Origin of the sequence: Amycolatopsis sp. cg9, from assembly GCF_041346945.1 — a bacterium.
In the GTDB taxonomy this organism is placed as follows: Bacteria; Actinomycetota; Actinomycetes; order Mycobacteriales; family Pseudonocardiaceae; genus Amycolatopsis.
In genome coordinates this window covers 635,328-657,960 of record NZ_CP166850.1, presented here as the reverse complement: position 1 = coordinate 657,960, position 22,633 = coordinate 635,328, and the positions used below count along the sequence as shown (strand labels likewise).

Genomic DNA, 22,633 nt, shown 5'->3' with positions numbered 1-22,633 from the left:
CGGATGACAAGGCTGTCGGCTCTGGGAGGCACCGGGTGCGGTACAGGTTCATGGTGGCGCTGGCCACGACGGCGGTGATCGGCGTGCCCACCGTCGCTTCGGCGGCTCCGACAACGTTGTCACCGCTGGTCGGGGACCCGGCGGCCTATGTCGACCCGCTGATCGGGACCGGTCGCGGCGGGAGCTCGGTCGGCGAAATCAACAACTTCCCCGGCCCGGCGGCGCCGTTCGGGATGATGCAGTTCTCGCCGGACACCCAAGGCGCGTACGCCGGCTACCAGTACCACTCCGACCAGATCCGAGGTTTCAGCCTCGACCACGCGTCGGTCGGCTGCAATGCGTTCGGTGACGTGCCGATCCTGCCGGTCACCGGCGACGTCGGCAGCGCGCCCTGGAACCGCGTCGAGCACTTCGGCCACTACGGCGAGCAGGCCGAGCCGGGCTACTACGCCGTGACGCTCGCCGACTCGAACGTCCGGGCCGAGCTGACCGCCACGACCCGCACCGGGCTCGCCACGTTCACCTACCCGGCCGGGTCGACGCCGCAGGTGCTCGTCAAGGGCGGTGCCAGCCTGGCCGGCAACTCCGCCGCCACCTTGCGGATCACCGGCGACCGCGAGGTGAGCGGGTCGGCCACCACCGGCAACTTCTGCGGCAAGCCGAACAAGTACACGGTCTTCTACGACATCACGTTCGACCAGCCGTTCACCGCGCACGGCACCTGGGACGGCTCGACGGTGAAACCGGGCACCGACAGCGTCGACTCGCCGCACGCGGGCGCGTACCTGACGTTCGGTTCCGGGACCGTGCACGCGAAGGTGTCGATGTCCTACGTGGGCGTCGACGGCGCGAGGGCCAACATGGCCGCCGAAGTCCCCGGCTGGGACTTCGGCGCGGTCCGGAAGTCCACACGCGACAAGTGGGCGCAGGCCCTGGGCAAGATCCGCGTGGCGGGCCGCGACACCGCGCAGCTCAAGACGTTCTACACCGCCCTGTACCACTCGCTGCTGCACCCCAACACGTTCGACGACGCCGACGGCCGGTACATCGGCTTCGACGACCAGGTCCGGACCCTGCCGAAGGGGCGGCACCAGTACGCGAACTTCTCCGACTGGGACACCTACCGCTCGCTCGCGCCGCTGCACGCCATGCTCTTCCCGAAAGAAGCCAGTGACATGGCGCAGTCGCTGACGAACGACGCCGTCCAAGGTGGCTGGTGGCCGCGCTGGCCGATGGCGAACGACTACACCGGCCAGATGACCGGCGACAGCTCGGTCGCGCTGCTCTCGAACCTGTACGCGTTCGGCGCGCGGGACTTCGACGTCAAGACGGCGCTGAAGTACCTGGTCAAGGGTGCGACCTCGGTCGACGGAACGCCCGGGGCGTACCAGGAACGCCGGGGCATCGCCGACTACGTCGCCCGCGGGTACCTGCCGAACAACGACGCGTCCCGCGGCGACCACGCCCGCGTCGGCGCGTCGATCACGCTGGAGTGGGCGATCGACGACTTCGCCATCGCGCGGTTCGCGCAGGGCATCGGCGACCGCGACGTCGCCCGCGAGTTCACGAAACGCGGCCAGAACTGGCAGAACCTCTTCAACCCGCTGACCGGCTACGTCCAGCCGCGCGCGCAGGACGGGCGCTTCCCGGACGGCCCCGCGTACGTCCCGCCGCCGCCGGGCAAGTTCGGGCAGGACGGCTTCGACGAGGGCAACGCGGCGCAGTACACGTGGCTGGTGCCGCAGGACCCGGCCGGGCTGGTGACGGCGATGGGCGGGCCCGCCGCCGTGGCGTCCCGGTTGGACACCTTCTTCCAGAAGCTGAACGTCGGCCCGAACGAGCCGTACATGTGGGCCGGCAACGAACCCGACTTCGGCGTCCCGTGGCTGTACGACCACGTCGGGCAGCCGTGGAAGACCCAGCAGGTGGTCCGCGAGATCGCGACGACGCTGTTCAGCGCGACCCCGGACGGCGAGCCGGGCAACGACGACCTCGGCGCGCAGTCGTCGTGGTACGTCTGGGCCGCGCTCGGCATCTACCCGGCCACGCCGGGGACGCCGGACCTGGTCGTGCACAGCCCGCTGTTCGAGCGCGCGGTGCTGTCGCTGCCGTCCGGGCGGACGCTCGACATCCGGGCGCCCCAGGCACCGGCGACGTACGTCCACGCGCTTTCGCTGAACGGCCGCGACTGGAACCGGACGTCGTTGCCCGCGAACACCGCGCGGGACGGCGGCCGGCTGGACTTCTCGCTGGTGTCCACTCCGGACAAGCGCTGGGCGGCCGATGCGGCGCCGCCGTCCTATCGCGACGGTGAGAAGCCGTACCTGGCCTCGGTGACCAACCAGGTCGTCGTCGCGCCCGGCGGCACCGGCGAGGTCACCGTGAGCGGGCAGCGGCTCGGCGGGCACGACCGCGTGCTGGACGTGGCGACGCAGGCGCCGCCCGGTGTCTCGGTGACCGGGCCGCGGCAGCTCCGGCTCGACGACCGGACCGGCGGCGGGACCGCGAAGCTGAACGTGTCGGTCGCCGCCGGGACGCCCGAGGGCTACTACCAGGTGCCGGTGACCGTCCGCGGCGGTGCTACGTCCGTACCCGGCTCGGTGATCGTGCTGGTGGCGCCGCCGGGCGGACTTGCGGCCGCGTACTCGAACGTGGGCATCTCCGACGACGGCGACGCCGGCTCGGCCGACATCGACGGCGCCGGCAACAGCCTCTCGCGGCAGGCACTGGCCGCGGCCGGGCTGACCGGCGGGCACGTCACGCAGGCGGCGGGCACGTCGTTCACCTGGCCCGCGGCGCCGGCCGGACGTCCGGACAACGTGGTGCCCGCCGGGCAGCCGATCCAGGTGTCCGGGACCCGCTTGTCGTTCATCGGCACGGCCTCGAACGGCGACCACCGGGCGTCGGCGACGGTGACGTTCACCGACGGCACCACCGGCCAGGCCGACCTGTCCTTCGGCGACTGGGTCTTCCCGGGCGGCGGCACGGACCCGGTGTTCGGCAACACGCTGGTGGCCCGCACGGACCACCGCAACCAGCCGGGCGGCCAGGGCGGCGGGGCGTCGGTGTACGCGACGGCGCCGTTCGACGCCCCGGCCGGGAAGACGATCGCGTCGGTGACCCTGCCCTCGGACCCCGACCTGCACGTCTTCGCGATCGGCCTCGCCTAACGGACTCGCTGGGTGAGGAAGAGGGCGGCGCGGTCGAGGGCCTGGTCGGCCTCGTCCAGGACGCCGGCGAAGGCCTGGAACACGTGCGGGACGTCCGCGGTGACGTCGAGGACGACGTCCACCCCGGCGGCTCGCGCGCGAGCGGCCAGGCGCGTCGAGTCGTCCAGGAGCAGTTCGTTGGTGCCCACCTGGAGCAGCACCGGCGGGAAGCCGGTCAGGTCGGCCAGCACCGCGGGGCTGATCAGCTCCTGGTGCGGGTCCTGGCCCGCGAGGTACAGCGCGCCCGTGTGGTCCAGGCCGTCGCGCGTCAGGATCGGGTCGGCGGCCGCCTTCGTCCGCATGCTTTCGCCGGTGCGGGTGCCGTCGAGCCCGGGGGAGAAGGCCACGATCGCCGCCGGCAGCGGGAGGCCGGCGGCGCGGGCGCGCAGGCACGTCGTGACGGCGAGGCCGCCGCCGGCGGAATCCCCGGCGAACGCGACGGCCGACGGGGCCTCGCCGCTTTCGAGCAGCGCCCGGTAGGCGGCGAGCGCGTCGTCGCTCGCGGCCGGGAACGGGTGCTCCGGCGCCAGCCGGTAGTCCAGTGAGACCGCCGGGAACCGGGTCCTGGCCACCAGGTTCCCGGTCAGCGAGAGCGCGGTCTCCGGCGAGCCGAACACGAACGAACCGCCGTGGAAGTACAGGATCGTCCCGGGACGCGGCTCGCCGGCCGGCTCGACCCGCAGGGCCCGGCGGCCGCCGAGCGTGCTTTCCGCGGTCCGGATGTCCTTCGGCACGATCATCGTGGCCATCAGCGCCGCGAACCCCGACCGGATCTCTTCGACCGATCGCGGGCCCCCGGGTGCCGGTGCGCGCAGCACCGCGTCGATCTTCGCGCGTTGTTCCCTGCTCATCGTCGCCCCTCCGAAGTAGCTGCCACTACAGTATATGCCGTGGCAACTAAATTGAGCGACGTCTTCGCCGACCTGGTCCGCTGTGAGACGCGGCTCTACAACGCGCTCAACGACCGGCTGCGCGAACGGCACGGGATCGTCACCTCGCAGTACGAATTCCTGCGCCACCTGCGCGAACACCCCGGCTCCCGTGTCGCCGACCTGGCCGCCGAGTTCGCCATCGGCATCGGCGCGACCAGCAAGGGCGTCGACCGCCTGGAGCGGCGCGGGTGGATCGCCCGGCAGCCGAACCCGGCCGACCGGCGGTCGTCCCTGCTGGTGCTGACCGCCGAAGGGGCGAGCCTGGCCGAGGCGGCCGGCCGGACCGTCACCGAGCTGCTGACCGAGCTGGTCGGCGACGCCTTCGACGACGCCGCCGGCCAGGCCCTCTCCCGGCTGCGCGCGACCCTCGAGCGCGACCGGATCGGCTTGCCGACGGGCTGACTCAGCCCGGCGAACCCACCGCGCAGACCTTGATCGGTGCCGCGTTCGCCGGGTCGAGGGCGTTGCGCACCAGGTGCCAGACATTCAGGTCGTACGCCTCGCCGATGTGCCCGACCGGGTCGAACGGGCACGAGTCCTGGACGTACCGGTTGTGCACGCCGGGCTCGCGGATGAAGGACGTCTCGGTCGGGGTCACCAGCTCGTCGTAGCGGGAGGTGATGACCGTGTAGTCGATGCCGGGCTGGGCGACCGGGCCGGTGTTGAGCGCGACGATCGCGGCGCCGCCGTCCAGCTCGTCGGCGAAGATCGGCAGGCCGATCGTCTTCACGATCGTGTCCCACGTGCTCTTGCCCAGCAGCGTGTAGGCCAGCGTCAGCAGCCCGGACGCGTTGGCGCCGTGCGTCGGCGGGGCGATCGCGACGACCTTGCCGATCTCGCTCTGGATGCCCTGCATCTTGGCCAGGTAGATCGACTGGAGGCCGCCCTCGGAGTGCCCGACGACGTCGACCTTCGCCGCGCCGGTGGCCGCGCGGACCTTTTCGACGAAGTCCTTGATCTCCAGCGACGACTCCGCGACCGGCTTGAGCCCGCCGGCGAAGGGGAACTGCGGGTAGGCGCCGTAGGTCAGGGAGAACGTGCAGTAGCCGCGGGCGGCCAGGTCGGCCTGGAGGAAGTTCAGGTCCTCGTAGTAGGTGGCGAAGGTGCCGTGGAGCAGCACGACCGGGTTCGGGTGGGCGGCGCTCGGGCGGCACGCGAAGTCGTTGTTGCCGCCGCCGCCGGCCGCCTGGGCCGGGACCGCCGCGCTCAGCGCCAGCGCGCCCGCCAAGCCGATCGCGGCCAGCCATCGTTTCGTTCCCCGCGCCATTGCGAAGTCCCTTCGTCTGGTTGTCATGCACAGCATGCGCTCCTTGATCAACGCTGTCTGCTGGCAAAACGCGCAGAAACTTGCCGTGGCCGTTTGTGCACGGTGACAATGCCGGGTATGGACGCCGTCGACGCGCTGTTCCCGCGGGCCGGGGAGATCGCGGCCGCGATGATCGCCCGGTGCGCCGCCGAGATCCCGGCCTACCGGCTGCTGCCGGCGAGCGTGCTGGAAGGCGACCTGGTCGCGAACGCGCGGGCGGTGTTCGAGCTGTTCCTGACGACCGTCGCGGAGGACCGGCGGCCGACCGCGCAGGAGCTGGCGCTGCCGATCGCGTGGGGTGCCGAGCGGGCCCGCGACGGCCTGCCGCTGGACGCCGTGCTGAAGATCTACCCGCTGGCCGCGAGCGTCGCGTGGGACCTGGCGGCCGGCGACCGCGCGCTGCTCGGCGCGCGGATGCTGGACTTCCTCGGCGAGGTGATGCCGCGGGTCGCCTCGGCGTACCTGAAGGAGCGCGACGACCTCGACTGGGAGCGGCGCGAGGATCACCAGAACCTGGCGGCCAGCCTGCTTTCGGGCCGTCCGGTGCGGCGCCGCGACCTGGCGGAGAGCTACGACGTCGTCGTCTTCCACCTGCCGTCCCTGCCCGCCTCGGCGGGTGCCCGCGCGGCGACGGACCTCTTCCGCGCGGTCCGGTCCGATTTGGACACCCAGCCGGGCGTCCTGGTGACGTTCAAGGGCGACGGCGGCGTGCTCCTGGTGCCCGCCGGGGTCGCGGCCGACGCCGTCGCGGCGCGCGTGGACCGCGTCTGCGGGCGGCCGTGCACCGCGGCGGCCGCCCACGCGCGGGCGCTCGCGGACATCCCGGCCGCGCACGCCGAAGCCGGGGAGGTCCTCGGGCTGGCGGAGAGCCTGCGCCGCCCGCCCCGGCTCTACCGCCTGGCGGACCTGGCGATCGAGTACCAGCTGGCCCGGCCGAGCCCGGCGCGGGAAGCCCTCGCCGCGATCCTGGTGCCGCTGGAAGACCACCCGCACCTGATCGACGCCCTGCGCGCGTTCGTGACTTCGGGCTACAACCGCGGCGAAGCGGCGACGGCGTTGAACATCCACCGCAACACGCTCACCTACCGGCTCGGGCGCGTCCAGCTGATCACCGGCTACGACGCGACGCGCCCCGCGGACGCCCGCCACCTGACCGCCGCGATGACGGCTTACGACATCTCCCGGCAGGATCCCACGGGATAACGCTTGCGTCGCGGTTCTCCGGATCCGTTGCGGATCCCGCCGGCCGCCCGATTCCAGGGGGCGGACACGGAAGAAGGTGATGGCCGTGAACGCGACCAGAATCGCCGTGGCCGCCCTGGTGCTGCTGGGCGCGGCCGCGTGCGGGATCCCGGTGACCGGCGTGCCGGTGCCGGTCACGGTGGTCCCGCAGGCGCCGGTCACCAGCACCGCGACGGTCGCGGTGCCCGCACCGGTGTACGTCCAGCCGCCGGTTTCCCTGCCGCCGAGGGAAACCCCGGAAGCCGGCACGGTGATCGCCTACTACGACGCGATCAACCGGCACGACTACGCCACCGCGTGGTCCCTCGGCGGCAGCCGCATCGCGGGCGGCGGCGGGTACGCCAAGTACGCAGGCGGTTTCGCGACGACGGTGTGGGACACGCTGACCGTCACCGACGTCCGCGGCAGCACCGTCCACGTGGTGCTGTCGGCGGCCCAGACCGACGGCACGACCCGCACGTTTTCCGGTACGTACACCGTTTCCGGCGGTGTCATCGTCGGGAGTCACATGACCAGGACGGGATGAGGACCGCCATGCGTACACTTCGGACAGTCGCGGCGCTTTCCGCCGTGCTCGCACTGGCTTCGTGCGGGTTGCCGCGCACGATCGCCGGGAACGCTTCCCAGGCACCGGTTTCGACCGCGACGGTGACCGCGCCGAGCACGCCGACGGTGACCGCGCCCGTGCCGCAGACCGTCTTCGTGCCCCCGCCGCAAACCGTGACCGCCGCCCCGGCGGGCGTCGCCGCGTCGAGCCAGTGGTACGCCCAGCCGAGCTGGATCACCTCGCAGCCGTGGATCGCCATCACCCCGGCGGCCGGGCAGACACCGTGCCAGTGGCTGCACGCCGCCGGCTACAGCTACGCGCAGGCCTACGCGGCCTGGGCCCAGAACGGCTATCCGGCGAGCTGGTCGGCGACGAACGACGGCTACCCGTGCCAGAAGTCCTACGGCAGGCAGCACTGAGCCCGGCGCCGCTCAGCCCCCGTCCAGCGGGTTCCGCACCGGCGCCAGCGCCAGTTCCCGCGACAACGCCAGCGCCGCCGTCCGCACCGCCGGGGCCAGGCGGTCGAGGTCGAGCTTCGCCGCATTGCCCGTGATCGACAGGGCCGCCAGGACACGGCGGCGGGCGTCGAACACCGGGGCCGCGACCGCCGACACCCCGACTTCGTACTCCTCGTGGTTGACGCCGTAGCCGCTCGTCGCCGCGCGGGCGAGCTCCTGGCGCAGGCGGCCCGGTGCGACGATCGTGCGCGGGGTCCAGCGGGCCAGTCCCGCGAGGGCGACCCGCCGGAAGTAGGCCGGAGGCCCGAGCGCGAGGAACACCTTGCCGGTCGCCGTGCAGTGCAGCGGGAGCTTGCCGCCGACCTCCGACTCGATCGGCATCGACCGCCGTCCGCTGACCTTCTCCAGGAACAGCGTGTGCGGGCCGTCCTGGACCGCGAGGTGGATGTTCTCGTGCGTCGCCTCGTATAGGTCCTCCAGGTACGGCAGCGCCGCCTCGCGCAGGTCGCGCCGCCGCGGGACGCGCTGGCCGAGCTCGAACAGCTTCATGCCGAGGCGGTAGCGGCCGTCGCCGCGTTCCAGGCCGCCCCAGGCGACCAGCTCCGCGGCCAGCCGGTGGACGGTCGGCTTCGGCAGGCCGGTCCGCGCGGTCAGTTCGGCCAGCGACAGCTCGGTGTCGGCGGAGGAGAACGCGTCCAGCAGCAGCAGGCCGCGGGCGAGCACGGACTTCGGCGGGCCGGTCATCCCGTGATGATGATCCGGCCGCGAACCGGGGGCAACGCCGGTGAGCCGAGCGGTCACCGGATCGCCCCGGCGACCTTCGCGGCGAGCGCGAGCACGGTCAGGGCCGGCCGCACCGGCAGCACGGCCGGCAGCAGCGAGCCGTCGCCGACGTACAGGCCGTCGACGTCGTGGCAGCGGCCGTCCGGGCCGGTCACCGAGCGCGCCGGGTCGTCGCCCATCGGCGCGCCGCCCTGGGGGTGGGCCGCGGACAGCCCGCTCCAGACGACCTCGCGGGCACCGGCGGCGCGGAGCACCGCGACCGCGAACTCGAGCGCCGTGGCCAGCTTCCGCCGTTCGGCCGCCGAGAACCGCTTGCCCACGACGACTTCGCCGCCGACGCCGAGGTCCGCGACGGCGGTGTTGTCGTCGGTGACCAGCACCCGCAGCCCGCTCCAGCGGCCGTAGGCCCGGACGGCCCCGGCGAGTCCCGCGCCCCACAGCGGGCGGTGCCGGGCGTCGACGAGCCCCTGGGCGAAGGCGACGGGTTCCGGCCGGACCGTGGCTTCGACGGTAACCTCGCCGCCCTGCCAGCACGCGCCCGTCCGGCAGTCGCCCTCCTCGGCGAACCGGCCGTACACGTACCGCGCCGGGCGCAGGCCGACACCGCGGCCGACCAGCCGCCCCGATGGCGTGTCGAGCCCGGCGTTTTCCCAGGTCCGCAGCAGGATCCGCGGGGTGTCCAGCGGACCGGCGGCGAGCACGACGACCGGGGCGCGCAGCTCGCCGTCGCCGCCGTCGCGGGTGTAGGCGACACCGGTGACCCGCGGCCGGCGGCCGGCCGTGTCGAGCACGACGTGGCGGACGGCGCAGCGGGTGCGCAGCCGCGCCCCGCCCGGGTCCGGACGCGGGGACCAGGTGCGCAGCGGCCGCAGCCCGGTGCCGAGGGCGGTGAAGCCGGGCTCGACGCGCCGGTCCCGCGGCGGCGGCCCGTCCGGCGGGCCCAGCCGGGCTTCGACGTGGTCGTACCACGGCGACAGGCCGGCGAGGAACGTCTCGGGCGCGCGTTCCGCGGCGACCGGTTCGGGCTCGGCGGCCAGGGTGACGTCGTCCCCGGCGGCGGCGAACCGGGCGGGCGCCGGGACGCTGTCGAGGAGCAGCACGTCCGCGCCGCGCCCGGCCAGGTCGGCGGCGAGCTGCGTGCCGCCGCGGCCGACCACCAGGACGTCCGCCCCGTCGGGGCCGCGCCGCCCCGGCGGGGCGTGGTCGCCGTAGCCGGCCTCGATCGCCAGCCGCCGGAACCGGTCGAAGGCGGCGCTGCCGGCCAGCCGGGCCAGCTCCGCCGCGTCCGAAACGCCGGCCATGACCCCGATCGCGGCGCGCACCGCGTCCTCCTCGCCCGCGTCCAGGGCCGGCAGGGCCGCGGCGAGGTACCGGTCCGGCCGGGCGGCGGCCGAGCCGGGGACGAGCAGCTCGCAGACCCGGGTCACCACCGCGGCCTCGCCGGCGCCCAGCAGCTGGTGCACACCGCCCTCCCCGTCACTTTCCCTGATTCAGTGCGTCGTCACTTTCCCTGATTCAGTGGAACGCCGAACCGCCGTCGACGTTGAGCGTCTGGCCGGTGAGGAACCCGCTGCCCTCGTCGCACACGTACCGCAGCGTCGAGACCAGGTCCGCCGGGCGTTCCGTGCGGGGCACGACCTGCCGCGCGCGGACCCGCTCGAAGCCGCCGCCCGCGCCGGTCGTCCGCGCGGCGGTCGCGGTCGATGTCAGCCCGGGGGAGATGGCGTTCACCGTGATGCCGTCCGCGCCGACGGCGGCGGCCAGCGAGCGGGTGAACCCGACCAGCCCCGCCTTGGAGGTCGTGTAGGCGACCAGGTCCGGCGGGCCGAGGAAGACGACCGCGGACACGATGTTCACGACCCGGCCCCAGCCGGCCGCCCGCAGGTGCGGCAGCGCGGCGCTGGTGACCAGGAACGGGCCTTCCAGGTTCAGCCGCAGGACCGCGCGCCAATCGTCCACAGTGGTCTCTTCGAAGGCGATCGGCGGGTAGATCCCGGCGTTGTTGACGACGATGTGCAGTGCGCCGAACGCGTCGACGACCTGCTCCACCGCCGCCTCGACGGCCACCGGGTGCGTCACGTCGACGGTCACCGGCAGGAACTCCCCGCCCGCGGCGATCACCCGCGCGGACGTCTCGGCCTGGTTCTCGATGTCCCAACCGGCCACGCGGTGGCCGAGCCCGGCGAGGGCGACGGAGAACTCCTGGCCGAGCCCGTTGGCGGCCCCGGTGACCACGGCGACCCGGCTGCTGGACGGCATGGCCGGCAGCCTGGCGGCCGGCCCGGTCCGCGGGCAAGGCCGCCGTTTCACCCACCGAAACGCGCGTCTTGCCGAACCGGTGACGGGCTGGTGACCTTCGCGGCTATGTCCGCCGACACCGCCCCGCGCCCGTGGTACCGGCACGTCGTGCGCGACGAGCTCGGGGTGGTGCTGGTCCTGGTCGTCCTGGTGGTCGTCGTCGGGCTGGCGCACCCGGACTTCCTGCGCCCGGTCAACCTGCTTTCGACCGCGCAGAGCTCGGTCTACGTCGGCCTGATGGCCTGCGGGATGGTGTTCCCGCTGGCGATGCGCGAGGTCGACCTGTCCCTCGGCGGGCAGTACGCGCTGGGGATCGTGCTGGGCGCGGTGCTGATCCGGGCCGGCTGGTCGCCGTGGCTCGCGCTGCCCGCGATCCTGCTCGTCGCGACCGCGCTCGGCTGCCTCAACGGCGCGATCACGACGTTCCTGCGGCTGCCCTCGTTCATCGTCACCCTCGCCGCCGCGCTGCTGTTCCGCGGCGCCGCGCTCGCGCTGGCCGACGGCAAGCAGATCAGCGGCCTGCCCCTGGACCACGCGTTCTTCGCCGTGCTCGGCGGCGAGCTGGCCGGCGTGCCGACGTCGGTCTGGGTGCTGCTCGCCCTGACCGCCGTGCTCACGGTCGTGTTCACCCGGACCCGGTTCGGGGCCCGGGTGCGGGCCGTCGGGTCCAACCCGGACGCCGCCGAGTTCAGCGGCCTGCCGATCGCCCGGACGCGGATCGCCGCGCTCGGCCTGTCCGGGTTCATGGGCGGCGTCGCGGCCGTGCTCGGCCTGGCGTTCTTCACCGCGGGCGACCCGACGGTCGGCAACGGCTACGAGCTGACCGCCATCGCCGCCTGCATCATCGGCGGCACCCCGCTCGCCGGCGGGCGCGGTTCGGTGCCCGGCGCGGTGCTCGGGAACCTCATCCTCACCACCGTCGCCGCCAGCCTGGTGTTCCTGCAGGTGCCGATCAACTGGACGACGTTCGCCACCGGCGCGGTGATCCTGCTCGCCGTCGCCTTCGACAGCGTGCTGCGCCGCACGCGCGGCCGTGGCCTCTTCCCGAGGAGATCCCGTGAAACGCATCCCGATCCTGGCCCTGATCGCGTGCCTGACCGCGACCGCGTGCGGTAGCTCAGGGCAGTCCGGCGGCACCCTCAAGATGGGCATCGCCGTGGCGAACATCAGCCTCAACTTCGCCCACGAGATGGTCGAGGGCGCGGAAACGGCGGCGCGGCACGAGGGTGGCGTCGACTTCAAGGCGGTCGGGCCGCCCAACACCGACGGCCCCGCCGAGCAGCAGCTGTTCACCAACCTCACGCAGACCAACCCGGACGGCGTGGTGCTGGAGAACCTCGACCCGCCGATCTTCACCCGCCCGGCCGCGACCGCGATCGACCGCGGCGTCCCGGTGGTCGCGCTGGACACCGCGCCCACCGACGGCAGCAAGATCACGTTCTACGTCGGCAACGACAACCACGACCTCGGGGTGCAGCTCGCTTCGGAACTGCTGAAGCGTCTACCCGCCAACCCTTCCGGGACGGTCGTGGTCGGCGTCCCGAACCCGGGCACGCCGGTGCTGGACAGCCGCGCCCGCGGCATCAAGGAGACGCTGAACGCCAAGGCGCCCGGCATCAAGGTGCTCGGCCCGTTCCAGACCTACAGCGACCCCAACCAGAACTACGGCGCGTGGGCGGCTTTGGTGCACGCGAACCCGGGCGCGCTGGCGTTCCTCGGCGTCGGCGACGCGGACAGCTACGACCTGGCGAAGATCAAGCAGACGGAGAACGGCAAGTACCTCGTCGCGGGCGCGGACGTCGACGCGAAGACGTTGCAGGGCGTCAAGGACGGCCTCGACTTCGTCACCGTCGACCCCGAGCACTTCCTCAAGGGCTACGTCGTGACGGCCTTGCTGATCCGCTCGGTCAAGGAGAAGAAACCGTTGCCGCAGGGCTGGTTGCGGATGCCGGGCCTGGTCGTCGACTCGTCGAACATCGACGCGGTCATCAAGCGGCAGACGTCGACGCAGGCCGCGTACGACTTCTACAAGCCCGAGATCGACCGGATCCTGGCGAACCCGGCGGCCCTGGTGCGGCCGCTGGCCGAGGCCCGCTGACGTGCTGCGCGCGACCGGCCTGACCCGGCGCTACGGCGGCGTCACCGCACTGTCCGAAGTGGACATCGCGGTGACGCCGGGCGAGGTGCACGCCGTGGTCGGCGAGAACGGCGCCGGCAAGTCCACTTTGGTCAAGATCCTTTCGGGCGTGCTCCGGCCGGACGCGGGATCGCTGTCGCTCGGTGGTTCGCCGGTGGCGTTCTCGTCCGCTCGCGACGCGGTCGGCCGCGGGGTCGCGCTGGTGGCGCAGGAGCTGGCGGTGTTCCCGGACCTGACGGTGCTGGAGAACCTGTTCCTGCTCAACCGGCGACGGCTGGCTTCGCTCGCGGCGCCGGTGCTGGCCGAGCTGGGACTGGACGTGTCCCCGGACGCCCGGGCCGGGTCGCTGTCGCTGGCGGACCGGCAGCTGCTCGAGATCGGCCGGGCGCTGCTGCGGAACCCGGCGGTGCTGATCCTCGACGAGCCGACGTCGGCGCTGCCCGCCGACGCCGTCGAGCGGCTGATGGCGGTGCTGCGCAAGCTGGTCTCGCGGGGCGTCGCCGTGGTGTACGTGTCGCACTTCCTGGAGGAGGTGCTGCGGATCGCTTCGCGGATCACCGTGCTGCGCGACGGCCACGTGGTGCTGGCCGGTGTGGCGCGGGCGTCGGTGGACCTCCACGGCGTGGTCGAGGCGATGCTGGGGGAGCGGCTGGTCGGTTCCGTCGCGGAGCGGCCTTCGCCCCGGCACCGGCCGCCGGCGGTCGTGGTCGAGGAGCCCGCGTTCGCCGTGGCGGAGGGCGAGATCGTCGGACTCGCGGGACTCCAGGGCGCGGGACACCTCGAGGTGCTGGCGGCGCTGTCCGGCCGGGCACCGGGCCCCGGCCGGATCCACATCGGGGGCCGTCCCGCGCCGCGTTCGGTCCGCGCCGCGGTCCGGGCCGGGATCGCGTTCGTCCCCAGCGACCGGAAGCGCTACGGCCTGATGCTCGACCAGCCGGTGTGGCTCAACACCAGCGCGGCCACCTGGCTCGGCGCCGGCCGCGGCGGCCGGTGGCTGCGCCGCGAAGCCCACCGCGCGGCCGCCCGCCGCCACATCGAGCGGCTGCGGATCCGTGGCGCCCCGGACGACCTCGTGGCCGGTCTTTCGGGCGGCAACCAGCAGAAGGTGGTCTTCGCGAAGTGGCTCGAGGTCAACCTCCGGCTCCTGGTGCTGGACGACCCGACCCGCGGCGTCGACGTCGGCGCGCGAGCGGAGATGCACGCGGTGATCTCTTCGCTGGCGGCGGCGGGCAAGCCGGTCGTGCTGGCGTCGACGGACCTGGCGGAGCTGTGCGAGCTCTGCGACCGGGTACTGGTGTTCCAGCGCGGCCGGGTGGTGGCGCGGCTGACCCGGACGGAGCTGTCCGAGCGGGCGTTGAGCGTGGCGATGAACGCGAGCGGCTGACGCATTCCAGGGATCGAAGCCTCGGTGATCCGGTTCGGACCGCCGAGGCTTCGGGTGATGGAGCGCCGTGCCACCGGCCTCCATCCGAGTTCCGTGCTCCGACTTCACCGTCTCGACACCCGGAACGTGGGCGGACCGTGTCCGCGCCCGTGTTGCATGCAACCAGAGCTACGCCGGTCTCGCAATACTGGTATATACCGGAATTGTGCGCCTGTTTCGATCCCGCTGGTGCGGTGCCCTCCAGGTGGGAAGCGTCCGTCGCCGAGTGCCACCTCGCGTCGGACGAGAGACCCGGCGTCTCCGACTTCACCGACTGGACCGTCATCCCGGGCACCCGGGGTGCTGCACATCCGGGAGACTGATGATGGTGGGAAAGCGGTACCGGCCGTGCGCACTCGTCGCAGGCGATCTTCCGAACGCAACCATCCGGATCGGATTGCTGTTGCTCGGAGTCGGCTCTACCTTGCTCTGCAGGAATTACCTTCCTTTTCTCATGGCGAGCCTCACCGCGCTCGGCTTGTCAGCGGAGGGTGGCGTAGCGGGGATTTCCGTGACGCTGAACATGTATGTCCGAGTGTTTCGCCCGGTGGTCGAATCGGCGGGGGACATGTGAGGCCGCCCGCGGGTCGTCGACTGCCCTGGAGTCGTTCTGGGGTGATCAACGGCCTCGAGTTGCGGCGTACTTCGGTCACCGACCGGGGGCCGGATACTTTCAGTTCCACGCAGAGAGTCGTCCTGCGACCGAGCGAACTGACCCCGGCCACCGTTCCGGAATTCCTGGGAACGCTGCGCCTCGTTCTCGACCGTTCAGGGCTGACTGCCGGGCAGGTGGCGGCAAAAACGTCCATCGCACGCAGTTCCGCGTACAACCTGGTCGCGTCCGGGCGAACCGGGCTGCCGACCGGTCCGGGTCAGGTGCGACTGTTCTTGAGCGGGTGTGGCCTGCGGCTCGATCAGGTCGACACGATCATGGTGGCGTGGACGAAGCTGAGTGCGGGCGAGCTCTTGGCGGCGGCCGCGTGGGCAAGGCGGCTGGCCCAAGCATTGCTGACGGAGCACACGAAAGTCAGCGCGTAGAACCGTGAAAGGAACCGGGCCGGGAGCTGGTCGCTCCCGGCCCGGCCGGTACCTAGGTCAAACTCGAACAAGGTCTCGCATCAGGATCCTTCGCCCCGTTGGGTACCCAGCGCACGTTCGCGAACGACGCCTGGAACGGCGCGTCGGTGTAGACCAGGAACGGGGTGTTGATGTTCTCGAAGTCCAGCCCGTTGTTGAAGCAGGACAACGGGATCTTCACCGTCGTCTTCGCGCCGCCCGCGAGGTCGGTGAACAGCTTCGTCGCGTTCACCTCGGAGAAGCACGGGTAGACGCAGTGCATGCTGATCACCGTCCGGTTGGCCGGTGCCTGCTGCACGATCGTGTCGAACTCCAGCGCGCCGTCGGCGTTGAGGTAGCTGCGCAGGTCGTTCGTGCCCGCCGGGTTCTGGAGGTAGAGCTGGGCCGGGCCGGTGCCGGTCCAGGTCGTCTTCAGGCCGTCGCCCTGCACGTTGACGTCCGTCGGGACGGTGTTGATCTCCGGGTGCTCCGCCGCGCCGTCCGGGCCGATCTCCGTGCCGCCCCAGTTCGAGGCCGAGCCGATGAAGCTCTTGTACGGGGCGACGTCCGTGCGGTCGAAGATCGACAGGTCCTCGGTCGCGGTCCCGCCGCCGCCGGTCGTGCCGCAGGCCGCGGGGCCCGGGGTCTCGTCCAGCTGGCCGATCGTGACGCGCTGGCCCGACTTCAGGCCGTAGCCCAGCTTGAACAGCGGGTCGTAGTCCGGGGACCACGGGTTGAGCGGCGACTGGCACGCGCTCTTCGGCCACGAGTACGACAGCGTGCCCTGGTAGCCCGTGCCGTCCTTGCCCTTGACCAGCATGTCGGCGACGCCGCCGCCCTCGGTGCCGGGCAGCCAGGCCGCCACGAACGCGTCGGAGCGGTTGATCTCCTTGTTCATGTACAGCGGGCGGCCGCCGACGTAGACGGTGACGACCGGGGTGCCCTTGCCGCTGACCTTGTCCAGCACGGCCAGGTCCTCGGGGTAGAGCTTCGACGCCTCGAGGGTCTTGCGGGTCAGGTCGCCGACACCCTCGGCGTACGGCGTCTCACCGATGACGGCGATGACCGCGTCGTAGCCCTTCGGGTCCACGCTGCCGGTGGCGTCGAAGGTGACGTTCGCGTCGCCGAGGTCCTGCTTGATGCCGGACAGGATCGAGGTGGCGTTCGGGAAGTCGGCGTTGGTGTTGCCGGTGCCCTGCCAGCTCAGCGTCCAGCCGCCGGTCTGGTTCTGGATGTTGTCGGCGCTCTTGCCGACCACCAGCACCTTCGACTTCGGCTTCAGCGGCAGCACGTTGCCGTTGTTCTTGAGCAGCGTCTGCGACGCGCGGGCCGCGTCACGGGCCAGCCAGTTGTCCTTCAGCGCCTCGTCGGAGTTCGCGTAGGAGCGGTCGGACGGCTTCTGCGACTCGAACAGGCCGTCGCGGAGCTTGACGCGCAGGATGCGCGTGACGGCGTCGTCGATGCGCGCCATCGGGATCTGGCCGCTCTGCACCTGGGCGATCGTGTTGGTGATGAACGCCTTCCAGTCGGCGGGCACCATCACGATGTCGATGCCGGCGTTGATCGCCTGCGGGCACGAGGAGTTCGTGCAGCCGGTGACCTGGCCGATGCCGTTCCAGTCCGACACGACGAGGCCGTCGAAGCCCATCTTGCCCTTGAGGATCTGGTTCAGCGCCTTGTCGCTGCCGTGCAGCTTGCCCTCGTTGATGCCGAGGTCGGTGTTGGTCCAGCTGTTGAACGACACCATGACGGTCTGGGTGCCGGCGGCGAGCGCGCCGTAGTAGCCCTGGCCGTGGATGTTGATCATGTCGGCCTCGGACGACGGGTTGACGCCCTGGTCCTGGCCCTTGAGCGTGCCGCCGTCGCCGATGAAGTGCTTGGCGGTGGCGATCACGCCGTTGTAGCCGATGCGCTTGGTGGCGCCGTCCTGCAGTCCGTCGATGGCCTCGAAGCCGTAGGAGCGCGTGATGCGCGGGTCCTCGGAGAAGCCTTCGTAGGTGCGGCCCCAGCGGTCGTCCTGCACGACGGCGAGGGTGGGCGAGAAGGCCCAGTCCTGGCCGGTGGCGCGGATCTGCCGCGCGGTCGCGCCGGCGACGTCGCGCACCAGGCACGGGTCGTGCGCGGCGCCGAGGCCGATGTTGTGCGGGAAGAGGGTCGCGCCGTAGATGTTGTTGTTGCCGTGCACGGCGTCGATGCCCCAGATGACGGGGATCTTGGTGCGGCTGGTCTTGGAGGCGTTCCAGTAGGCGTCGGCGAGGTTCAGCCAGTCCTGCTGGGTGGCGTGCTTGTTGCCGCCGGGCCACGCGCCGCCGCCGTTGAGGACGGAGCCGATGGCGTACTGCTTGACCTCGTCGGGGGTGATCGAGGTGATCTCGGGCTGCGTCATCTGCCCGACCTTTTCCTCGAGGGTCATGCCCGCGAGGATCTTGGCGATGCGCGCCTCGTCGTCGGCCTTGCCCTTGAACCGGCTGTCGACCTTCGGCCAGTCCGCGAGGGTGGGCAGGCTCTTCTCGATCTTGGCGCAGCCGTTCGCGTCCTTGGCGGGCTGGCCGATGACGGGCTGTGGCGCCTCGGCCTGGGCGGGGAGCGCCTGGGCGACCCCGCCCAGCAGGCTCAGGCTCATCAGGGTGACGAGCGAACTTCGGCGTGCACGGACCCACGCGCGGGATCTTCTGGCCATGGTCTGGTCCATTCTGCGATGAACGGCGGACCGGCCGATCCTCACCGGGCGAGCGAGCGACGTCAATAGGTTTCGGGGTAGTTATTTCTCGACATAAAATAAGAGTCGGGCGGCGACGGGATCACATCTAGTCGCTGTGGCGGTGAAGTACAAGGGTGCTGGCGGGCAAGGGTTTTGCCCGTTCGTCAGGAGTGCCGGAGCAGTTCGGCGACGGCCTGGACCCGGATCAGCGTGATCCCGTCCCGCTGCTCGACGGCGAGCGGGTGCCCGGTCGGTTCCACCTCGATCAGCGGCCGCTCCCCGGGCGGGCGGGTGTGCAGGTTGGTCTTGAGGTTGAGGGTCCCCGGCTCGTACCCGGGCAATTCGGTCGCGAGCCACCCGAAGTACGGCGGTTCGGCCGTGCGGCGCGGGCTGTCCCAGAGTTCTTCGGCGCGGAAGAAGTTGTCCTTGCTGACGGAGACCCAGGCACCCCACTCGAAGTCTTCACCGGCGTCGAGGACCGGCAGGACCAGGCGGCCGCGGAGGAAGTAGTGCTCGCCGCCGATGACGCAGCGTTCGGGTTCGAGCACGTCGGCGGGATCGTCCCGCCAGAAGGCCGGCGCGGGTGCGCTGTAGGCGAAGGGGAGTTCTTCGTGGTGCTCGCCGCAGCTCGTGCAGGTGTAGCCGGTCATGGTCGGCAGCGTAGGTCAGCTCAGCACCGATCCGGGGAGTTCCTCGAAGATCAGCCAGGTCCGCGTCGACCGCACCCCCTCCAAGGCCTGCAGCCGCTCCAGCACCACGTCGCGCAGCGTCTGGTTGTCCGGTGTCCGGACCAGCAGCAGGATGTCGAAGTCCCCGCCCACCAGGGCCACGTGGTCGACGTACGGGATCTCGTGCAGATCCGTCGCCATCGTCCGCCATGACGTCTGCTCGACCGTCACCATGATGTACGCCGACGTCCCCAGTCCCGCGCGGCGCGGGTCGATGCGGGCGCCGAAACCCGTGATCACGCCCTCCGCCAGCAGTCTTTCCAACCGTGCGTAAGCGTTCGTGCGCGAAACGTGCAGCTTCTCCGCCAGGGCACGGACCGCCAGGCGGCCGTCCGCCGACAGCTCCGCCAGCATCGCGCGATCGACGTCGTCCAACGCCGGTGCCGTTCGTCCCGGCAGGCCGCCGTGAGTCAGGCCACCCGTGGACGTTTGGTCTCCAGGTGACCCCGAAGACGACTGTTTGTCGCTCATTTCGCCGAACCCTTGAACACAACACCGCCGAGAACCACCATTTCAGCATCATATGTCTGCGAGAGGTGGTGTCCGTGAAGACCTTGCTGCCGTCCGCGACCCCGGTCCGGTTCCTGGCCGAGGACGGGAGCCGCGTCGAGCTGCACGAGGGGTACGCCGAGCCGGCTGAAGACCGGCTCAAAGCGGCTTACCGGCTGATGGTCCTGGGGCGCCGCTTCGACGTCCAGGCGACCGCGCTCACCAAGCAGGGCCGCCTCGCCGTCTACCCCTCCAGTGCCGGCCAGGAGGCCTGCCAGGTCGCCGCCGCGCTGACGCTGCAGGACGACGACTGGCTCTTCCCCACCTACCGCGACTCGGTCGCCCTCATCGCGCGCGGTCTCAAGCCCGGCGAGGTCCTGACGCTGCTTCGCGGCGACGCGCACTGCGGCTACAACCCCGCCGAGACGCGCGTAGCGCCGCAGTGCACGCCGCTCGCCACGCAGACCCTGCACGCCGCCGGGCTCGCCCACGCGATGCAGCGGAAGGGCGAGGACGCCGTCGCGCTCGCGCTCATCGGGGACGGTGCCACCAGTGAGGGCGACTTCCACGAGGCGCTCAACTTCGCCGCCGTCTTCAAGGCGCCCGCGGTGTTCTTCGTGCAGAACAACCGCTACGCCATCTCCGTCCCCTTCGAGAAGCAGAGCGCCGCGGAAGCGCTGGCGTACAAGGGCGTCGGCTACGGCATGCGCGCGGAGCAGGTCGACGGCAACGACGCCGTCGCGGTCCTCGCCGTCCTCGACGACGCGGTGCGGCACGCGCGCGAAGGCCGGGGGCCGGTGCTCGTCGAGGCCCACACCTACCGCATCGACGCCCACACCAACGCCGACGACGCCACCCGCTACCGCGAAGCCGAAGAAGTCGCGAAGTGGCGTGAAGCGGACCCGCTGCGACGGCTCGAGACCTACCTCAAGGACCGGAACGCCCTGAGCGAGCCCGAAATCGAGCTTTGCCACGCCGAAGCCGAGGAGTTCGCCCAGACCGTCCGCGACACGCTGAACGCCGAGCCCGAGCTCGACCCGATGTCCCTGTTCGACCACGTCTACGCCGAGCCGACCCGCCAGCTGGAAGCCCAGCGGGCGGCCCTCGAAGCCGAGTTGGAGGTCTGATGACGACCACGATGGCGCAGGCGCTCAACGCCGCACTGCGGGACGCGCTCAAGGACGACGACCGGGTGCTCGTCTTCGGCGAGGACGTCGGCGCGCTCGGCGGGGTCTTCCGGGTCACCGACGGGATCACCGCCGACTTCGGCGAGAACCGCTGCTTCGACACGCCGCTGGCCGAGTCCGGGATCGTCGGGTTCGCCGTCGGGATGGCCATGGGCGGGTTCCGCCCGGTCGTCGAGATGCAGTTCGACGCCTTCGCCTACCCGGCGTTCGAGCAGATCACCTCGCACGTGGCGAAGCTGCGCAACCGCACCCGCGGCGCGCTTTCGCTGCCGATGGTGATCCGCATCCCCTACGCCGGCGGCATCGGCGGCGTCGAACACCACTGCGACTCCAGCGAGGCCTACTACACGCACACGCCGGGCCTGCGCGTCGTCACGCCGGGCACCGCGCAGGACGCCTACGACCTCCTCCGCGACGCCATCGAGTCGCCGGACCCCGTCGTCTTCCTCGAACCCAAGGCGCGCTACTGGTCCGGCGAAGAGGTCACGTTCACCCGCACCGGCCCGGCCATGGACAAGGCCGTCGTGCGCCGCCACGGCAAGGACGTCACGCTCATCGCGTACGGCCCGATGGTCGCCACCGCGCTGGAAACCGCCGAGGCGGCGAAGGACGAAGGCTGGGACGTCGAGGTCGTGGACCTGCGTTCCTTGAGCCCGTTCGACGACGAGACCGTGACGGCGTCCGTGCGCCGCACCGGCCGCGCGGTGGTCGTGCACGAGGCCGCCGGCTTCGGCGGCTACGGCGCCGAGGTCGTCGCGCGCGTCACCGAGCAGTGCTTCCACCAGCTGCACGCGCCCGTGCTGCGGGTGACCGGGCTCGACATCCCGTACCCGGCGCCGAAGTTGGAGCGCCACACGCTGCCGGACGTCGACCGGATCCTCGACACCATCGCGCGCCTGCAGTGGCACGACACCCCGGTGGTGGCCGGTGCCTGACTTCCTGCTGCCGGACCTCGGCGAAGGCCTGACCGAGGCGGCGATCCTGAACTGGCACGTCGGCGTCGGCGACACCGTGAAGGTCGACCAGATCGTCGTCGAGGTCGAGACGGCGAAGGCCGCGGTCGAGGTGCCGGTGCCGTTCGCCGGCGTGGTGTCCGCGCTGCACGGCGCGCCGGGGCAGCTGCTGCCGGTCGGCGCGCCGCTGCTGAGCGTCGGCGGGTTCGCCGAACCCGGTGTCACGACGTCCGCCGGCAGCGGCAACGTCCTCATCGGCTACGGCACCGCGCCCGCGACCCGGCGCAAGCGCGCGCGGCGTCCGGAGGCGCCCGCGCCGAAGGCCAAGGCGCCCGGCGTGATCTCGCCGTTCGTCCGGAAACTGGCCGCGGACAACGGGATCGACCTCGCGAAGGTCACCGCTTCCGGCGCCGACGGGATCATCCGCCGGGCCGACGTCGAGGCGGCGCTGAAGAAGCCCGTCGCGAAGGGCAAGCGGATCCCGCTGACCGGCGTGCGCAAGGCCGTCGCGGACAAGCTGACGACGTCCCGGCGCGAGATCCCCGAGGCCACGGTCTGGGTGGACGTCGACGCGACCGGGCTGGTCGCCGCCCGCGCGGCCCTCAACGCCAAGTCCGACCGGCCGGTCAGCCTGCTCGGGCTGATCGCGCGGTTCGCCGTCGCCGGGCTGCGCAAGTACCCGGAGCTGAACTCGCGCGTCGAGGGCGACGAGATCGTCCTGCTGGACGAGATCAACCTCGGGTTCGCCGCGCAGACCGGCCGCGGGCTGGTCGTGCCGGTGGTGCGCGACGCCGGGGCGCTGTCGACGCGGGACCTCTCGGCGGCGATCGGCGACCGGGCCCGCACCGCGCGGGACGGCAAGCTGGCGCCCGCGGACCTCACCGGCGGCACCTTCACCGTCAACAACTACGGCGTCTTCGGCGTCGACGGGTCCGCGGCGATCATCAACCACCCCGAGGCGGCGATCCTCGGCATCGGCCGGATCATCGACCGGCCGTGGGTCGTCGACGGCGAGCTGGGCGTGCGCAAGGTCTGCGAGCTGACGCTGGCGTTCGACCACCGCGTCTGCGACGGCGGCACGGCCGGCGGGTTCCTGCGGTTCGTCGCCGACTGCGTGGAGTCACCCGTCACCGCCCTCGGTGATTTGTAGACGCACCGGCCGCATTGGCCTGCCGTGACGGCCG

Annotated in this window: 20 protein-coding genes; 12 read left to right on the top strand and 8 right to left on the bottom strand. The window is 71.9% G+C overall.

Features of this window, described 5'->3' with window-relative positions; translation table 11 throughout:
• Positions 1-35: 35 nt before the first annotated feature.
• Positions 36-3,170, top strand: coding sequence for a GH92 family glycosyl hydrolase (locus tag AB5J73_RS02600; protein WP_370967725.1), 3,135 nt, complete (start codon positions 36-38; stop codon positions 3,168-3,170).
• Here AB5J73_RS02600 and AB5J73_RS02595 read toward each other — a convergent pair.
• Complete coding sequence (locus tag AB5J73_RS02595) at positions 3,167-4,060, bottom strand: alpha/beta hydrolase (protein ID WP_370967723.1); 894 nt, start codon at positions 4,058-4,060, stop codon at positions 3,167-3,169. The genes AB5J73_RS02600 and AB5J73_RS02595 overlap by 4 nt on opposite strands.
• 39 nt (positions 4,061-4,099) lie before the next feature.
• Here AB5J73_RS02595 and AB5J73_RS02590 point away from each other — a divergent pair, with 39 nt between their 5' ends.
• Entirely contained in the window at positions 4,100-4,543 is a 444-nt protein-coding gene (locus tag AB5J73_RS02590; RefSeq protein WP_370967721.1) for a MarR family winged helix-turn-helix transcriptional regulator, read from the top strand.
• Between the two features lies 1 nt (position 4,544).
• On the opposite strand, the gene AB5J73_RS02585 is transcribed toward AB5J73_RS02590, so the two are convergent.
• The gene (locus AB5J73_RS02585; protein ID WP_370967719.1) at positions 4,545-5,408 is read right to left on the bottom strand and encodes an esterase/lipase family protein; all 864 of its coding nucleotides are present in this window, start codon (positions 5,406-5,408) and stop codon (positions 4,545-4,547) included.
• Between the two features lie 117 nt (positions 5,409-5,525).
• On the opposite strand from AB5J73_RS02585, the gene AB5J73_RS02580 reads away from it, so the two are divergent.
• The 3 genes from AB5J73_RS02580 (at position 5,526) to AB5J73_RS02570 (ending at position 7,655) form a co-directional block, all read left to right on the top strand.
• Entirely contained in the window at positions 5,526-6,650 is a 1,125-nt protein-coding gene (locus AB5J73_RS02580) for a PucR family transcriptional regulator (protein WP_370967717.1), read from the top strand.
• Between the two features lie 79 nt (positions 6,651-6,729).
• A complete protein-coding gene (locus tag AB5J73_RS02575) occupies positions 6,730-7,215 on the top strand; it encodes a hypothetical protein (protein WP_370967715.1) in 486 nt (161 codons plus the stop codon).
• 8 nt (positions 7,216-7,223) lie between these two features.
• Positions 7,224-7,655, top strand: coding sequence for a hypothetical protein (locus tag AB5J73_RS02570; RefSeq protein WP_370967713.1), 432 nt, complete (start codon positions 7,224-7,226; stop codon positions 7,653-7,655).
• Between the two features lie 12 nt (positions 7,656-7,667).
• Here AB5J73_RS02570 and AB5J73_RS02565 read toward each other — a convergent pair whose 3' ends face one another.
• The 3 genes from AB5J73_RS02565 to AB5J73_RS02555 are packed head-to-tail and all read right to left on the bottom strand — an operon-like array spanning position 7,668 to position 10,736.
• A complete protein-coding gene (locus tag AB5J73_RS02565; protein WP_370967711.1) occupies positions 7,668-8,438 on the bottom strand; it encodes an IclR family transcriptional regulator in 771 nt (256 codons plus the stop codon).
• 53 nt (positions 8,439-8,491) lie between these two features.
• Entirely contained in the window at positions 8,492-9,940 is a 1,449-nt protein-coding gene (locus tag AB5J73_RS02560) for a GMC oxidoreductase (RefSeq protein WP_370967709.1), read from the bottom strand.
• 52 nt (positions 9,941-9,992) lie between these two features.
• Positions 9,993-10,736: an SDR family NAD(P)-dependent oxidoreductase gene (locus AB5J73_RS02555; protein ID WP_370967706.1), complete on the bottom strand. Its 744-nt coding sequence runs from the start codon at positions 10,734-10,736 to the stop codon at positions 9,993-9,995.
• A 105-nt stretch (positions 10,737-10,841) separates the two neighbouring features.
• On the opposite strand from AB5J73_RS02555, the gene AB5J73_RS02550 reads away from it, so the two are divergent.
• From AB5J73_RS02550 to AB5J73_RS02535, 4 genes are all read left to right on the top strand, one after another.
• Positions 10,842-11,891 (top strand): ABC transporter permease, encoded by a 1,050-nt coding sequence (locus AB5J73_RS02550; RefSeq protein ID WP_370967704.1) that lies wholly within the window; start codon positions 10,842-10,844, stop codon positions 11,889-11,891.
• Positions 11,833-12,873, top strand: coding sequence for a sugar ABC transporter substrate-binding protein (locus AB5J73_RS02545; protein WP_370967702.1), 1,041 nt, complete (start codon positions 11,833-11,835; stop codon positions 12,871-12,873). The genes AB5J73_RS02550 and AB5J73_RS02545 overlap by 59 nt, the downstream gene beginning before the upstream one ends.
• Before the next feature lies 1 nt (position 12,874).
• The gene (locus AB5J73_RS02540; protein ID WP_370967700.1) at positions 12,875-14,296 is read left to right on the top strand and encodes a sugar ABC transporter ATP-binding protein; all 1,422 of its coding nucleotides are present in this window, start codon (positions 12,875-12,877) and stop codon (positions 14,294-14,296) included.
• A 654-nt stretch (positions 14,297-14,950) separates the two neighbouring features.
• Positions 14,951-15,373: a hypothetical protein gene (locus AB5J73_RS02535; RefSeq protein WP_370967698.1), complete on the top strand. Its 423-nt coding sequence runs from the start codon at positions 14,951-14,953 to the stop codon at positions 15,371-15,373.
• 52 nt (positions 15,374-15,425) lie between these two features.
• Here AB5J73_RS02535 and AB5J73_RS02530 read toward each other — a convergent pair whose 3' ends face one another.
• From AB5J73_RS02530 to AB5J73_RS02520, 3 genes are all read right to left on the bottom strand, one after another.
• Positions 15,426-18,014: an exo 1,3/1,4-beta-D-glucan glucohydrolase gene (locus tag AB5J73_RS02530; protein WP_370972882.1), complete on the bottom strand. Its 2,589-nt coding sequence runs from the start codon at positions 18,012-18,014 to the stop codon at positions 15,426-15,428.
• A 242-nt stretch (positions 18,015-18,256) separates the two neighbouring features.
• The gene (locus AB5J73_RS02525; protein WP_370967696.1) at positions 18,257-18,742 is read right to left on the bottom strand and encodes a DUF2199 domain-containing protein; all 486 of its coding nucleotides are present in this window, start codon (positions 18,740-18,742) and stop codon (positions 18,257-18,259) included.
• Between the two features lie 15 nt (positions 18,743-18,757).
• Positions 18,758-19,234 carry an Lrp/AsnC family transcriptional regulator gene (locus tag AB5J73_RS02520; protein WP_370972880.1) on the bottom strand — a complete coding sequence of 159 codons (477 nt, stop codon included), beginning with the start codon at positions 19,232-19,234 and terminating at the stop codon, positions 18,758-18,760.
• Positions 19,235-19,359: 125 nt separating this feature from the next.
• On the opposite strand from AB5J73_RS02520, the gene pdhA reads away from it, so the two are divergent.
• Genes pdhA through AB5J73_RS02505 form a run of 3 tightly spaced genes read left to right on the top strand, consistent with a single transcriptional unit; the run spans position 19,360 to position 22,599 of the window.
• Positions 19,360-20,436 carry a pyruvate dehydrogenase (acetyl-transferring) E1 component subunit alpha gene (pdhA, locus tag AB5J73_RS02515; RefSeq protein WP_370967694.1) on the top strand — a complete coding sequence of 359 codons (1,077 nt, stop codon included), beginning with the start codon at positions 19,360-19,362 and terminating at the stop codon, positions 20,434-20,436.
• The gene (locus tag AB5J73_RS02510; RefSeq protein ID WP_370967692.1) at positions 20,436-21,431 is read left to right on the top strand and encodes an alpha-ketoacid dehydrogenase subunit beta; all 996 of its coding nucleotides are present in this window, start codon (positions 20,436-20,438) and stop codon (positions 21,429-21,431) included. Before pdhA ends, AB5J73_RS02510 begins: the two co-directional genes overlap by 1 nt.
• The gene (locus AB5J73_RS02505) at positions 21,424-22,599 is read left to right on the top strand and encodes a dihydrolipoamide acetyltransferase family protein (RefSeq protein ID WP_370967690.1); all 1,176 of its coding nucleotides are present in this window, start codon (positions 21,424-21,426) and stop codon (positions 22,597-22,599) included. The genes AB5J73_RS02510 and AB5J73_RS02505 overlap by 8 nt, the downstream gene beginning before the upstream one ends.
• The last annotated feature ends 34 nt before the right edge of the window (positions 22,600-22,633 follow it).

Bases quoted from the DNA above. Each gene is read 5' to 3' on its own strand.
- AB5J73_RS02595 (WP_370967723.1), bottom strand. From the start codon at position 4,060: ATGAGCAGGGAACAACGCGCGAAGATCGACGCGGTGCTGCGCGCACCG.
- AB5J73_RS02585 (WP_370967719.1), bottom strand. From the start codon at position 5,408: ATGGCGCGGGGAACGAAACGATGGCTGGCCGCGATCGGCTTGGCGGGC.
- AB5J73_RS02580 (WP_370967717.1), top strand. From the start codon at position 5,526: ATGGACGCCGTCGACGCGCTGTTCCCGCGGGCCGGGGAGATCGCGGCC.
- AB5J73_RS02575 (WP_370967715.1), top strand. From the start codon at position 6,730: ATGGCCGTGAACGCGACCAGAATCGCCGTGGCCGCCCTGGTGCTGCTG.
- AB5J73_RS02570 (WP_370967713.1), top strand. From the start codon at position 7,224: ATGCGTACACTTCGGACAGTCGCGGCGCTTTCCGCCGTGCTCGCACTG.
- AB5J73_RS02565 (WP_370967711.1), bottom strand. From the start codon at position 8,438: ATGACCGGCCCGCCGAAGTCCGTGCTCGCCCGCGGCCTGCTGCTGCTG.
- AB5J73_RS02555 (WP_370967706.1), bottom strand. From the start codon at position 10,736: ATGCCGTCCAGCAGCCGGGTCGCCGTGGTCACCGGGGCCGCCAACGGG.
- AB5J73_RS02550 (WP_370967704.1), top strand. From the start codon at position 10,842: ATGTCCGCCGACACCGCCCCGCGCCCGTGGTACCGGCACGTCGTGCGC.
- AB5J73_RS02530 (WP_370972882.1), bottom strand. From the start codon at position 18,014: ATGAGCCTGAGCCTGCTGGGCGGGGTCGCCCAGGCGCTCCCCGCCCAG.
- AB5J73_RS02525 (WP_370967696.1), bottom strand. From the start codon at position 18,742: ATGACCGGCTACACCTGCACGAGCTGCGGCGAGCACCACGAAGAACTC.
- AB5J73_RS02510 (WP_370967692.1), top strand. From the start codon at position 20,436: ATGACGACCACGATGGCGCAGGCGCTCAACGCCGCACTGCGGGACGCG.